This is a genomic window from Actibacterium sp. XHP0104 (assembly GCF_025751515.1).
Taxonomy (GTDB): Bacteria; Pseudomonadota; Alphaproteobacteria; order Rhodobacterales; family Rhodobacteraceae; genus Actibacterium_D.
Genome location: NZ_JAOWLE010000004.1, coordinates 1 through 13374, shown reverse-complemented (window position 1 = coordinate 13374; position 13374 = coordinate 1). Strand labels below are relative to the sequence as shown.

13 protein-coding genes and 1 tRNA gene are annotated in these 13374 nt (G+C 63.6%); 8 read left to right on the top strand and 6 right to left on the bottom strand.

Annotated elements, in window-relative coordinates:
- Positions 1–6: 6 nt before the first annotated feature.
- On the top strand, positions 7–1653 hold the full coding sequence (locus tag OE856_RS07690; RefSeq protein ID WP_263715498.1) for a peptidoglycan-binding protein: 1647 nt from the start codon (positions 7–9) through the stop codon (positions 1651–1653).
- 74 nt (positions 1654–1727) lie between these two features.
- On the opposite strand, the gene ykgO is transcribed toward OE856_RS07690, so the two are convergent.
- Positions 1728–1853 carry a type B 50S ribosomal protein L36 gene (gene ykgO, locus OE856_RS07685; protein WP_010141322.1) on the bottom strand — a complete coding sequence of 42 codons (126 nt, stop codon included), beginning with the start codon at positions 1851–1853 and terminating at the stop codon, positions 1728–1730.
- 71 nt (positions 1854–1924) lie between these two features.
- Positions 1925–1999, bottom strand: a tRNA-Val gene (locus tag OE856_RS07680).
- A gap of 150 nt (positions 2000–2149) precedes the next feature.
- Here OE856_RS07680 and OE856_RS07675 point away from each other — a divergent pair.
- Positions 2150–3010 carry an N-formylglutamate amidohydrolase gene (locus tag OE856_RS07675; RefSeq protein WP_263715497.1) on the top strand — a complete coding sequence of 287 codons (861 nt, stop codon included), beginning with the start codon at positions 2150–2152 and terminating at the stop codon, positions 3008–3010.
- Here the strand turns inward: OE856_RS07675 and OE856_RS07670 are convergent, their stop codons facing one another.
- Positions 3011–4264 carry a DNA polymerase IV gene (locus OE856_RS07670; protein WP_263715496.1) on the bottom strand — a complete coding sequence of 418 codons (1254 nt, stop codon included), beginning with the start codon at positions 4262–4264 and terminating at the stop codon, positions 3011–3013.
- Between the two features lie 141 nt (positions 4265–4405).
- On the opposite strand from OE856_RS07670, the gene OE856_RS07665 reads away from it, so the two are divergent.
- Together OE856_RS07665 and OE856_RS07660 are read left to right on the top strand one after the other, a co-directional pair.
- Complete coding sequence (locus OE856_RS07665) at positions 4406–5287, top strand: SPFH domain-containing protein (RefSeq protein ID WP_263715495.1); 882 nt, start codon at positions 4406–4408, stop codon at positions 5285–5287.
- Positions 5287–5553, top strand: coding sequence for a hypothetical protein (locus OE856_RS07660; protein WP_263715494.1), 267 nt, complete (start codon positions 5287–5289; stop codon positions 5551–5553). Before OE856_RS07665 ends, OE856_RS07660 begins: the two co-directional genes overlap by 1 nt.
- Here the strand turns inward: OE856_RS07660 and pyrF are convergent.
- Complete coding sequence (gene pyrF / locus OE856_RS07655; RefSeq protein WP_263715493.1) at positions 5550–6251, bottom strand: orotidine-5'-phosphate decarboxylase; 702 nt, start codon at positions 6249–6251, stop codon at positions 5550–5552. The two genes, OE856_RS07660 and pyrF, sit on opposite strands and share 4 nt — an antisense overlap.
- A gap of 122 nt (positions 6252–6373) precedes the next feature.
- On the opposite strand from pyrF, the gene OE856_RS07650 reads away from it, so the two are divergent.
- A complete protein-coding gene (locus tag OE856_RS07650; RefSeq protein ID WP_263715492.1) occupies positions 6374–7099 on the top strand; it encodes a hypothetical protein in 726 nt (241 codons plus the stop codon).
- Between the two features lie 135 nt (positions 7100–7234).
- Complete coding sequence (clpB, locus tag OE856_RS07645) at positions 7235–9850, top strand: ATP-dependent chaperone ClpB (RefSeq protein ID WP_263715491.1); 2616 nt, start codon at positions 7235–7237, stop codon at positions 9848–9850.
- Positions 9851–9924: 74 nt separating this feature from the next.
- Here clpB and OE856_RS07640 read toward each other — a convergent pair whose 3' ends face one another.
- Together OE856_RS07640 and OE856_RS07635 are read right to left on the bottom strand one after the other, a co-directional pair.
- Complete coding sequence (locus OE856_RS07640; RefSeq protein ID WP_263715490.1) at positions 9925–10425, bottom strand: fasciclin domain-containing protein; 501 nt, start codon at positions 10423–10425, stop codon at positions 9925–9927.
- 146 nt (positions 10426–10571) lie between these two features.
- A complete protein-coding gene (locus tag OE856_RS07635; protein WP_263715489.1) occupies positions 10572–11015 on the bottom strand; it encodes a DUF302 domain-containing protein in 444 nt (147 codons plus the stop codon).
- A gap of 118 nt (positions 11016–11133) precedes the next feature.
- Between OE856_RS07635 and OE856_RS07630 the strand changes: the two genes are divergently transcribed.
- Both OE856_RS07630 and OE856_RS07625 read left to right on the top strand, forming a co-directional pair.
- Positions 11134–12630: an FMN-binding glutamate synthase family protein gene (locus OE856_RS07630; RefSeq protein ID WP_263715488.1), complete on the top strand. Its 1497-nt coding sequence runs from the start codon at positions 11134–11136 to the stop codon at positions 12628–12630.
- A 58-nt stretch (positions 12631–12688) separates the two neighbouring features.
- Positions 12689–13006, top strand: coding sequence for a DUF6455 family protein (locus OE856_RS07625; protein ID WP_263715487.1), 318 nt, complete (start codon positions 12689–12691; stop codon positions 13004–13006).
- Positions 13007–13374: the final 368 nt, after the last annotated feature.

Genomic DNA, 13374 nt, shown 5'->3' with positions numbered 1-13374 from the left:
TTGACAATGCGAAAGCTATTCTTGTCGACCGCATTGGCGCTGTGCTTGCCGATCAGCGCCAATGCCGACGATCTTGCCCTGATCGTCGCGAACGAAAATTATGATGAATTTCCCGATGTCAGCCGAGGCGACAACGCCGCCCAGGCCAGCGATGGTCTGGCTGCGGCCGGGTTTCAGGTCTTTACACGCCCGGATGCCAGTGCCGCTGATATCGCCGGTGCGCTAGGCGATTTCCTGGACGAGGCATCCAAGGCCGACCGCGTGGCCGTGATATTGACGGGTCGGTTCGTGCATACCGATCGGGAAACCTGGCTGCTGCCGGTCGATGCCCAGGCCGCCGATCTGATTTCGGTCAGCACGCAGGCCCTGCCGATGTCGCTGGTGATGACGGTGCTGGCTGGCCATCAGGGGCAGGCGGTGCTGTTGCTGGGCCCCGACGATGATACCGGTGCGATCGACGACTATGTCTCGGCCGGCCTTGGGCGTTTGGATATCCCGCAAGGTGTCACGGTTCTGACCGGCAGCCCGCGCCAGATCGGCGATTTCGCCGAAGACCGTTTGCCGCTGCCCGGAATGGCGTTGGTGTCTCAGGCCGAGCTGGCCGGGTTGGATGTTGCCGGCTTTGCCGCGCGTGACCTGGTGCTGGTGCCGCAGCCCACGGGCGAGGCGCCGGATGACAACAAGGTCGATGCCGAAAGCGCGTTCTGGGATGCCACAACCGCGATGAACACCGAAGCGGCCTATCGCGCCTATCTGGATCGCTACCCGAACGGCGCCAATGCCGCCACGGCCAAGTCGCGGCTGGATGAGATCTTGGCAGAGCCGAACCGGATTGCCCGGCAGACCGAAGAGTCGCTTAACCTGACCCGCGATGCGCGCCGGCAGATTCAGCGCGATCTGACCCTGCTTGAATACAATACCCGCGGCATTGACGGGATATTCGGGCCGGGCACGCGCGGCGCGCTGTCGCGCTGGCAGGGCGAAAACGGGTTCGAGGCAACGGGCTATCTGACCCGCGACCAGATCGTGCGCCTTGATGCGCAGGCCGACCGCCGCTCGGCTGAACTAGAGGCCGAGGCCGAGGCCCGCCGTGCTCAGCTGGAACAGGCCGACCGGGCCTATTGGGCCGAAACCGGCGCGGCGGGCGATGAGCCGGGGCTGCGTGCCTATTTGAAACGCTATCCCGATGGCGTCTTTGCCGAGGTTGCGCAGGATCGGCTGGATGTGTTCGAGGACCAAAAGCGCGCCATCGCCGCCGAGCAAGACCGCCAGGCCTGGGATCGGGCGGTTCAGGCCAACACCGAAGCGGCCTATCGCGATTACCTGGTGGCCTATCCCAAGGGCGCCTTCGAGCCAGAGGCCCGCGCCCGTATCGCAGAGCTGACCACGCAAGAGCAGGAAACGCCCGACCGCGACCAGGCGCGTGCCGCCGAAGAAGCGCTGGGTCTGCCGCTGCCGATCCGCAAGGATATCGAGGGCCGCCTGAACGCCATGGGATTCAAGCCCGGCCCGGTTGACGGGGTGTTCGACCAGAAAACCCGCCGTGCGATCCGGCGCTATCAATCGGCCCGCAACATGGAGCCGACGGGCTTTCTGCGCGAAGAGACGGTTGTGCAGTTGCTGGCGGATTCGCTGTTCTCGCGCCCCCGCTGATCGGGCCGTGACCGCAAAGGAAAAGGCCGCCCCGGTTTCCCGGTGCGGCCTTTTTCATGATCTGTTCAGATCGCTCAGCCCTGACGGGCTTTGAAGCGGCGCTGCGTCTTGTTGATGACGTAGACACGGCCTTTGCGGCGCACGACGCGGCAGTCGCGGTGACGCTGCTTGAGCGAGCGGAGCGAGTTACGGACCTTCATGGGTCTTCTCCTCATTCGCGGCGCGGCAGGCGCCTGGGGTTGCGGGTCTGCCTGACGGGGCAGGGAATTCATGGTGGGCGGTACTGGGATCGAACCAGTGGCCACTACGATGTCAACGTAGTGCTCTACCGCTGAGCTAACCGCCCTTACCGTTCGATCCTGCGTTCTGCCATAAGATATGGCGCGGCGGGACCGCGTCGGTTCGCAGGTCTATAATAAGAGTCGGAAAAGGGTTCAAGAGCTTTTGGCGATAGAAATTTTCGCTTTATAGTTTTCCTGAGAGTTCAGGAGTTCCCATGTCGTCCGTGCCCTATCGGTTGTTGCAGCCTTCGGTTCAGATCACCAGCGTGATTTTCTCGTCTCCGCATAGCGGGCGGGACTATCCGCGGGCGTTTCTGCGTGATGCACAGCTGTCCGAGCATATGGTGCGATCGTCCGAGGATGCCTTTGTCGACATGCTGTTCGATTCGGCCCCGGCCTATGGGGCGCCTTTTCTGGCGGCAATGGCGCCGCGCGCCTATGTCGATCTCAACCGCGCCTCGGATGAGCTGGACCCGGCCCTGATCGAGGGGCTGGGCCGTGTCACCCACAACCCGCGCATCAGTTCGGGCCTGGGCGTGATCCCGCGCGTGGTGGCCAATGGCCGGGTTATCCGGTCGGGCAAGATTCCCCTGGACGAGGCGCGGGCGCGGTTGCGTGATTACTGGCACCCCTATCACGACTGTTTGCAGGATCTGCTGGACAGCGCCCATTACACTTTCCGCGAGGCGATCCTGGTCGATTGCCATTCGATGCCGCACGAGGCGCTGGACAGCTTGGCGCGCCGCGGCGGGCGGCGGCCCGAGGTGGTGCTGGGCGACCGGTTCGGGGCCTCGGCCTCGTCCGAGGTGGTGGACCGGATCGAAGAGGCGTTTCGCCGGGCCGGGCTGCGCACGGTGCGCAACGCGCCCTTTGCCGGCGGCTATATCACCCAGCATTACGGCCGCCCGTCGCGCAACCAGCATGCGGTGCAGATCGAGATCGACCGCTCGTTGTACATGAATGAACAGCAGATCCGCCCCAATAGCAGCTTTGAACAGTTTCGCGACATGATGCGTGGCGTGATCGAAGAGATTGCGCAGGTCGGGCGCCGCAATCAGAAACTGGCGGCCGAGTGATCAGCGCAGCGCGCGCCCTTTGACAATGGCATCCTTGCCGAACCGGCTGCGGATCGTGTCGGTGGCGCGTTCGGCCTCGGCGCGCTTGCGAGCCTGCGGGTCCAGCAGGTCGCCTGATCGGTCGGCCTCGGCGGCGGGGCGCAGGTCAGACAGCCCCACCCCGATCAGACGATAAGGCCCCTGCTTGCCGACCTGCGCGAACAGGTCATGCGCGGTGCGATACAGGCGGTCGGTCATCTGGGTGGGGTCGGGCAAAGAGATCCGCCGCGAAATCGCGGAATGATCGGCGCGTTTCAGTTTCAGCACCACCACCCGCCCGGCCAGGTCGCGGGCCTTGGCGCGGTCGGCCACCTTTTCGGCCAGCCGCCAGATATGGCCGTCCAGGATATCGGGGTCGGATGTATCGGTGTCGAATGTGGTTTCGTGCGAGATGCTTTTGATCGGGCTGTCGGGCGATACGCGGCGGTGATCCTGCCCGCGTGCAAGGTGCCACAGGCGATCACCCATATTGCCAAAGCGCGCGTGCAGATCCTGTTTGTCCCAACGGCGCAGGTCGGCGAATGTGCGGATGCCCGCGCGTTCCAGCGCCTGGCCGGTGCTGCCGCCCACGCCCCAGATCAGGCGCACGGGTTTGGGTTCGAGGAAATCCAGGGTCTCGGCCTGGCCGATCACGGCAAAGCCGCGTGGCTTGTCCAGATCGGATGCGATCTTGGCCAGGAACTTGTTGTGGCTCAGCCCGATCGAGCCCGAGATGCCCAGCTCTGATTCCATCCGCTTGATCAGCCGGGCCAGCATCACCGCCGGCGGCGCGCCGTGCAGCCGGGCGGTGCCGGTGAGGTCGATAAAGGCCTCGTCCAGCGACAGCGGCTCGATGGCGGGGGTCAGGTCGTTCATCATCGCGCGGATCTCTTTCGAGACCTTGGCATAGAGGCTGCCGCGCGGCTTGATCACCACCGCGTCGGGGCAAAGCTGCAACGCCTTGAACATCGGCATGGCCGAGCGCACGCCGCGAATGCGCGCGACGTAGCAGGCGGTGGACACCACCCCGCGCCGCCCGCCGCCGATGATGACGGGCTTGTCGGCCAGGTCGGGGTTTTCGCGCTTTTCGACGCTGGCATAGAAGGCGTCGCAATCCATATGCGCGATCGACAGGGCGAACAGTTCGTCATGCGCGATCACCCGCGGGCTGTTGCAATGCGGGCAGCGCGGGGCGGGGTCGATCTGGGACAGGCAGTTGCGGCACAGGGCAGGCATGTTCGGCACCTTTCAAGGCCCGAGGATACGCCTGCCGCCGGGCGGGGGGAACGGAATTTCCGCAGCGCGCGCCCTTTCGGATTGCAACCCCCGGCGGGGCGTGCATCATCCCGGTTGTATTATCATGGTATGAGGTTTGACATGAATGAGAGCGACCTGACCGGCGGCAATCTGGTTCTGATCCTGTTTGCGGTGTTTATCATCCTTACCGTGTATCAGGCTGTGCGGATCGTGCCGCAGTCTGAAAAGCACGTGGTCGAACGTTTTGGCCGGCTGCGGGCGGTTATGGGGCCGGGGATCAACATGATCGTGCCCTTCCTGGATCGGGTGGCGCACAAGATCTCGATTCTCGAGCGCCAGCTACCCACCGCCAGCCAGGACGCGATCACCAAGGACAACGTGTTGGTGCAGGTCGATACCAGCGTGTTCTATCGCATCACCGAGCCCGAAAAGACCGTTTACCGCATTCGTGACGTGGATGCCGCGATTGCCACCACCGTGGCGGGTATCGTGCGGGCCGAGATCGGCAAGATGGATCTGGACGAGGTGCAGGCGAACCGGTCGAATCTGATCAACACGATCAAAGAGGCGGTTGAGGATGCGGTTGATGCCTGGGGCATCGAGGTGACGCGGGCCGAGATTCTGGATGTTAACCTGGATCAGCAGACCCGAGATGCGATGTTGCAGCAGCTGAATGCCGAACGCGCCCGTCGCGCCCAGGTGACCGAGGCCGAAGGCAAGAAACGCGCGGTCGAGCTGTCGTCCGATGCCGATCTTTATGCCGCCGAGCAGGCCGCCAAGGCCCGCCGGATTACCGCCGAGGCCGAGGCCTATGCGACCGAGGTCGTGGCCAAGGCCATTGCCGATCACGGGATCGAGGCGGCGCAATATCAGGTGGCGCTGAAACAGGTCGAGGCGCTGACCGCCGTGGGGCAGGGCGCGGGCAAGCAGACGATCGTGGTGCCCGCCAGTGCGCTCGAGGCCTTTGGCGATGCCTTCAAGATGCTGAAAGGGCGCGGCTGATGTGGGATGTCTGGTGGGTCTGGATGGCCGGGGCGGTGGTGTTGTTCATTCTGGAACTCTTCGCCCCCGGCTATATCTTTCTGGGCTTTGCCGCCGGGGCGGCGGTCGCGGCGCTGGTCGTGGGATTTGTCGCCGGGATCAGCCTGCCCCAGCTGCTGGTCGTTTTCGCGGTGGCGTCGCTGATGGCCTGGCTGGTGATGCGCAAGGTTTTTGGGCTGCGCGGCGGCGGGCCCAAGATCTTTGATCGCGATATCAACGACGATTAAATCGCGGCCAGTTCCGCCTGGATGGCCTCGGCCGCCTGGCGCGGGTCCGGGGCCTGCCAGATCGGGCGGCCCACCACGATATGGTCGGCGCCGTCACGGATGGCGCTGGCCGGGGTGGCCACGCGTTTCTGATCACCCAGCGCCGCGCCGGCGGGGCGCACGCCGGGGGTGACGATCAGCTTGCCAGCGGATTCGGGTAGGGCGCGGATCAGCGCGGCCTCTTGCGGGCTGGCAATCACGCCATCAGCGCCGGCGTCAAAGGCGCGGCCCGCGCGTTCCTGCACCAGATCCTTGATCTCGCCCGGCTTGATCAGCGCGCCGTCCAGGTCGGCACGGTCCAGCGAGGTCAGGATGGTGACGGCCAGAATCTTCATGTCCTTGCCCGACGCGCCCTGTTTCGCGGCACGCACCACATAGGGGTCGCCGTGAACGGTCAGGAAATCGAGATCGAACTGCGCCAGCCCGCGCACCGCGTTTTCAACAGTGGCGCCGATGTCGAACAGTTTCATGTCCAGAAAGATGCGCTTGCCGTGGTCCTGCTTCAGCTCGTTGGCAAGGGCCAGCCCGCCGCCGGTCAGCATGCCCAGCCCGATCTTGTAGAACGACACCGCATCGCCGATCTGACCCGCCAGTTGCAACCCGGCCAGGGCGTTGGGCACATCAAGGGCGACGATCAGGCGGTCTTGGTCGGTGGTCATGGCAGCTCTCCGGGTAGGTATCGTGCCGGGTTTACCGGCCAGAGGCAGGTGCAGCAAGGCCAAGAATATTTACAGCCCGGTCCCCGCCATGCGATAGCAGCTGCCGAGGAAAGTGAGGCGATATGGTTTCCTATGTGGTCTCTGCGCCGCGCAGCGGCATGAACTGGCTGCGCTATTGTGTCGAGCATTTCCACGGCGTGCGGACGCCGGGGAAGACCTCGCTTATTGCGGTCGAGGATGACCCGAGCGAGGCGTTCCAGCGGTCGCATGACGCGCTGAACCTGACCAAGCGCCGGCAAACCGGGGTGTGGCAGCGGCTGGACCCTGCCGCGATGCAGGATGCTCGCGTGGCGCTGATCTTGCGCGATCCTCTGGAAACCTATGCCCGGATGTCGAAGCGGGCCCTGCACAGGTTCAAGTGCTATACCGGCAACATCCAGTTCTATGCGCGCGCCAATGCCCCGCATAAGGCGGTGTTCTATTATGACGAGCTGGTCTCGGATCCTGATCGCATGGCCGACCTGCTGGAATTCCTGGCCATTCCGGTGGCCGAGGGCCGCGAGCCCCCCACGCGCCGGCAGATCGCGGATGAATGGGAGGAACTGGGTGCACAGAGCCGGTCGCAATATGATGTGAAACAGGCCGTGGGTGGCGGTTCACAGACCAAGGATGCGCCCGGAGATTTCAAGTTTCATCAGCGCGGCCTTAGCGACTGGCACAAACGCCGCGCGTGGCGCTTTGTGCGGGGTCGGCTGTCGGACGCCGAATTTGCCCTGCTGGACCGGTTCAACCCACCGCAGCAGATCCCGCGCCCCGGTCTGCTGGATCGGATCACCGATATCTACTAGGCAAAAATCCCTGCGACATCTTCACGTTGCATCTTGAACTGGCGCGGCGGCAGCCACAAATCGGGGACAAGGCCCGAGAGGGATGTGCCGCCGGGCGGGCATCCGAGTGAGGGCGCTTAGTGAAAGGAGATACCGATGAACCTTGAGAAGTTCACGGAGCGGTCGCGCGGTTTCATCCAGGCGGCCCAGACGATTGCAATGCGGGAAAGCCATCAGCAATTGGCGCCCGTTCACCTGCTCAAAGCATTGATGGATGACGATCAGGGGCTGGCAAGCAACCTGATCAAACGTGCCGGTGGCGCGCCCGAACGCGTTGTCGAGGCGATCGAGCTGGCCCTCTCGAAACTGCCCAAGGTGACGGGTGCCGCGGGTCAGGTCTATCTGGATGCGGCCACTGGCCGGGTGCTGGACGAGGCCGAGAAGCTGGCGAAAAAGGCCGGGGACAGTTTCGTGCCGGTCGAACGCATCCTGACCGCGCTGGCGCTGGTCAAATCGCCCGCCAAGGACGCGCTGGATGCGGGGGCTGTCAACGCGCAGGCCCTGAATGCGGCGATCAATGACATTCGCAAGGGGCGCACGGCCGATACCGCCAGCGCCGAAGAGGGCTATGATGCGCTCAAGAAATACGCGCGCGATCTGACCGAGGCCGCCGAGCAGGGCAAGATCGACCCGATCATCGGCCGCGACGAGGAAATCCGCCGCGCGATGCAGGTGCTGAGCCGCCGCACCAAGAACAACCCCGTTCTGATTGGCGAGCCCGGCGTGGGTAAGACCGCGATTGCCGAGGGTCTGGCCCTGCGGATCATCAATGGCGACGTGCCTGAAAGCCTGAAGAACAAGCGCCTGATGGCGCTGGACATGGGTGCGCTGATCGCTGGTGCGAAATATCGCGGTGAGTTCGAGGAACGCCTCAAGGCGATCCTCAAGGAGATCGAGGCCGCCGCCGGTGAGATCATCCTGTTCATCGACGAGATGCACACCCTTGTGGGCGCGGGCAAGGCCGATGGCGCGATGGATGCCGCCAACCTGATCAAGCCGGCCTTGGCGCGGGGCGAGTTGCACTGCGTCGGTGCGACCACGCTGGATGAATACCGCAAGCACGTCGAAAAAGACGCGGCCCTGGCGCGGCGGTTCCAGCCGGTGCTGGTGGATGAGCCGACGGTCGAGGATACAATTTCGATCCTGCGCGGCATCAAAGAGAAATACGAGCTGCACCACGGCGTGCGGATTTCCGACAGCGCGCTGGTTGCCGCCGCGACGCTGAGCCACCGCTATATCACCGACCGGTTCCTGCCCGACAAGGCGATCGACCTTGTGGACGAGGCTGCCAGCCGTCTGCGGATGGAGGTCGACAGCAAGCCCGAAGAGCTGGATCAGCTGGATCGCCAGATCCTGCAGTTGCAGATCGAGGCCGAGGCGCTGAAGAAAGAAGACGACGCCGCCAGCAAGGACCGTCTGGAAAAGCTGGAAAAGGAATTGTCCGATCTTCAGCAACGCTCGGCCGAGATGACCGCCAAATGGCAGGCAGAGCGTGACAAGCTGGACAGTGCGCGCGAGTTGAAAGAACAGCTGGACCGTGCACGCGCCGAGCTGGACCATGCCAAGCGCGAGGGCAACCTGGCGCGGGCGGGCGAGCTGTCTTATGGCGTGATCCCGCAGCTTGAAAAGCAGCTGGCCGAGGCCGAGGCGCAAGACGACGATGTCATGGTCGAAGAGGCCGTGCGCCCCGAGCAGATCGCTCAGGTGGTGGAACGCTGGACCGGCATTCCGACCAGCAAGATGCTGGAGGGCGAGCGCGAAAAGCTGTTGCGGATGGAGCAAGAGCTGGGCAAGCGCGTGATCGGTCAGAAACAGGCCGTGACCGCCGTGGCCAACGCCGTGCGCCGGGCGCGCGCGGGGCTGAACGACGAGAACCGCCCGCTGGGGTCGTTCCTGTTCCTTGGCCCCACCGGTGTCGGCAAGACCGAGCTGACCAAGGCCGTGGCCGAGTATCTGTTTGATGACGACAGCGCGATGGTGCGCATCGACATGTCGGAGTTCATGGAGAAACACGCCGTGGCACGGCTGATCGGCGCACCTCCGGGTTATGTCGGCTATGACGAGGGCGGCGTGTTGACCGAGGCCGTGCGACGCCGGCCCTATCAGGTTGTGCTGTTCGACGAGGTCGAAAAGGCGCATCCGGACGTGTTTAACGTGCTGTTGCAGGTGCTGGATGACGGTGTGCTGACCGATGGTCAGGGCCGCACGGTCGATTTCAAGCAGACGCTGATCGTGCTGACCTCGAACCTTGGGTCGCAGGCGCTGAGCCAGCTGCCCGAGGGCGCGGATAGTGGCGTCGCCAAGCGCGATGTGATGGATGCGGTGCGGGCGCATTTCCGCCCCGAGTTCCTGAACCGTCTGGATGAGACCATCATCTTTGACCGCCTGTCGCGCGATGACATGGATGGCATTGTCGAGATCCAGCTGCGCCGTCTGGCCAAACGTCTGGCTGGTCGCAAGATCGTGCTGGAGCTGGATGCGGCGGCCAAGACCTGGCTGGCGGATGAAGGCTATGACCCGGTCTTTGGCGCGCGGCCGCTGAAGCGGGTGATCCAGCGCAGTCTGCAAGACCGGCTGGCCGAGATGATCCTGGGCGGCGAGATCATGGATGGCGACACCATCCCTGTCAGCGCCGGGGCCGAGGGGTTGCTGATCGGCGACCGGGTTGGCACGTCGGATCGGCAACCGCCTGAGGATGCGGTGGTGCATTGACGAAAGGGGGCCTTGCGGCCCCCTTTTACTTTGATGCCTCCGGCGGGGATATTTTCACGAAGAAGAAGCCAGGATTATTTCATCGAGGGCGGCAGGATGACCGCGTCGATGACATGGATTACGCCGTTGCTGGCCTTGATGTCGGCGGCGGTGACATTGGCGCCATCGACGGTGACGCCGCCTTCGGTCATGATCGTGACTTTCGAGCCTTCGACGGTGCCGGCCATCATGTTGTTGCTGAGGTCGGTGGACATTACCGCGCCGGGCACGACGTGGTAGGTCAGCACCGCGACCAGAGCGTCCTTGTTTTCGGGTTTCAGCAGCATGTCGACCGTGCCGTCGGGCAGGGCGGCAAAGGCGTCATCGGTGGGGGCGAAGACGGTGAAGGGGCCGTCGCCCTTGAGGGTGTCGACCAGGCCTGCGGCCTGGACGGCGGCGACGAGGGTGGTGAAGCTGCCGGCTTCGACTGCGGTATCGACGATGTCTTTGCTGGCCATTTCATGCGACCCCGCACAGGCGGCGGTGGCGGTCATGAGGGCGGCGCCGGTCAGGCTGAGGAAAGTTCTGCGGATCATTGTTTGGTCTCCCGTAACGTTGTGATGGGGGTGTTACGGGGGTGCCGGGCCGCTGGATCAGTGCGGTTTCAGCTTGACGACGGCCGGCCGCGCGCTAAGCCCGGCCGGCTGTCGGTTTCCAGTCACATCAATGTGACCGTTTGGGGTCAATCCTGGCCCGCGGCCTCGCGCGCGATGGTATCGAGCAGGGCCTGGACCTCTTGCATTGGGCCGTCGGGGAAGGTGCGATAGCCCACCACGGTTTCGTCGGAACCGGGGCGGGTAAAGACGAAGATGTCATAGGGGCAGAAGATCAGGTTCATGTGGTCTGCCTCCATCGCCTTGCGCGACAGGCTGGCCGAGCAGAAGCTGAAGATATCGGCCTTGGTGAACAGGGTGACATCTGATCCGACATCGGCCTTGGTGCGTTCCAGCATATCGCCGGTGTGGCTGATGCTGTCGATCACCAGCCCCTGGCCGATGATCGCGGTTTCGAGGGCAAAGACCACGTCATCGAAGCTGTCGGTGGTGGAGTAGGTGACGGCCTGGTCGGCATAGGCCGGGGCCGACAGGGCCGCTCCAAGGGTCAGTGCGCAAAATAGGCGTTTCATGATAACCTCCCATACAAAAGCCTGTCATTCAGGCTTGCCCTATCATTGCTGCGGGTTCAGTGTGCAGCAAGATACATCATGAATCATGGTGTTGGACAAACTGTCGCGGGAGGCAATTATGAGCTGGGCAGGACGTGTGTTGGAGTTTCTGGCTTTGGGGTTCGTTCTGGCCCTTGGGGTCCTGGTATTTGCGGTACTGGCCATGTTTGTCATCGACCGCACCCAGACGGGCGACGCGATCCGGCGCAATTATCCGGTGATCGGGCGGTTTCGGCATCTCTTCACCACGCTGGGCGAATTCTTTCGGCAGTATTTCTTTGCGATGGACCGCGAAGAGATGCCGTTCAACCGGGCACAGCGTGATTGGGTGTCGCGCTCGTCCGAGGGCAAGGGCAATACCATTGCCTTTGGCTCGACCCGAAACCTGAACGTGCCCAGCACGCCGATTTTCGTGAACGCCGCCTTTCCGCCGCTGGATGACCAGTTCGCCAAGACCGAGCCCATGTGCATCGGGCCCTATGCGCGGCACCCCTATAATGCGCCGTCGATCTTTAATATCTCGGGCATGAGCTATGGCGCGATCTCGCGGCCGGCGGTCGAGGCGCTGAGCCGGGGCGCGGCCGAGGCGGGGATCTGGCTGAACACCGGCGAGGGCGGGCTGTCGCCCTATCACCTGGCTGCCAATTGCGACATCGTCTACCAGATCGGCACCGCGAAATACGGGCTGCGCGATGAAAACGGCAACCTGTCCGAGGACAAGCTGCGCGCCATTGCCGCCAATCCGCAAATCAAGATGTTCGAGATCAAGCTGGCCCAGGGCGCCAAGCCCGGTAAGGGCGGCATTCTGCCCGCCAGCAAGATCACCCCCGAAGTGGCCGAGATCCGCGGCATTCCCATGGGCAAGGACAGCTTTTCCCCGAACCGTCACCCCGAGGTCGACAACTGGGAAGACATGCTGGATCTGATTCACCGCATCCGCGAGGTGTCGGGCAAGCCGGTGGGCTTTAAGACCGTGGTCGGCGCGCCCGAGCCGTTTCACGACCTGTTTCGGGCGATCCTCGCGCGCGGTATCGAAAGCGCGCCTGATTTTATCACCATTGATGGCGGCGAGGGCGGCACGGGGGCCTCTCCGATGCCGCTGATGGATCTGGTGGGGATGCCGATCCGCGAGGCGATGCTGATGGTCAGCGACCTGCGCGACATCTACGGGCTGCATGATCGCATCCGTCTGATTGCCAGCGGCAAGCTGGTGAACCCCGGCGATGTGGCCTGGGCGATCGCCACGGGGGCCGATTTCGTGACCTCGGCGCGCGGGTTCATGTTCGCGCTGGGCTGTATCCAGGCGCTGAAATGCAATCGCAACACCTGCCCGACCGGGATCACCACCCATGACCCGCATCTGCAAAAGGGCCTGGTGGTCGAACGCAAATACAAACGCGTCGCGGCCTATGCGCGGGCAGTGATCAGCGAGGTCGAGATGATCGCCCATTCGGTCGGTGTGGCCGAGCCGCGCCAGATGCGTCGCCGCCATGTGCGGATCGTTCAGCCTGATGGGTCATCGAAACCCATGAGCGAGATCTACCCGCGCTCGGCGCCGCTCTCGACCGAATCCTGACCCGTTAAGGATTTGTTCAGCCGCCCATGGCACCCTGTCCGGCAGGAAGGGGAACGCCATGGGTAGCAACCTCGGAAAGATATTCGGAATTCTGCCGCCGCCCGGCTATGAGGGGCTGATGGAACGGGTGGCCGCCCGGCTGGGGGTCAACCTCTTTACGGCGCAGCAACGGCTGGGCCTCCGCCATACCACCGTTGAACGGATGATGGGCCATTGCGCGGCCTGCTCTGATCCGGGTGATTGCCGGCGCCAACTGGCCGACCGCTCACTATCCGAACCGCCCGGCTATTGCCCCAACCGCAAGATGATCCTGGCGCTCAAGGCCGATCTTGAGGGTGGCGTTACCCGCCCCGCACCCGGAAAATCAAAAAAATGAACCGGCCCGGCGATCTGGCCGCATGCCCGATTCCGGCCCTTCGCCCCGAGTCGTCGCCTGCGATTCAGCAGTTCTGGGGGCGACTCTGTTTTGAACCCCAATATATGGGGTAAAAGCGCCGATTTTCGCCGGCTGCCAGACCATGCCCGCCGCTGCCAATTTGGCCGCCCTTTCAGGGGGCGCCAGGTAAGACTTTGAAATAAAACAAGAAATAAGATTTTTTCAAAAAGCGTCATCTTTTCTTCAAAAAGCTCTTGCGGCCTGTCGGCTCAATCCGTAAATACCCCTTCACCGGCGGCGCTGAGGCGCGGTTGGGACGCCAGCCTGGCGGTTCGGGAACGGATCTTAGGGCTAGCGGGACGGAAAAT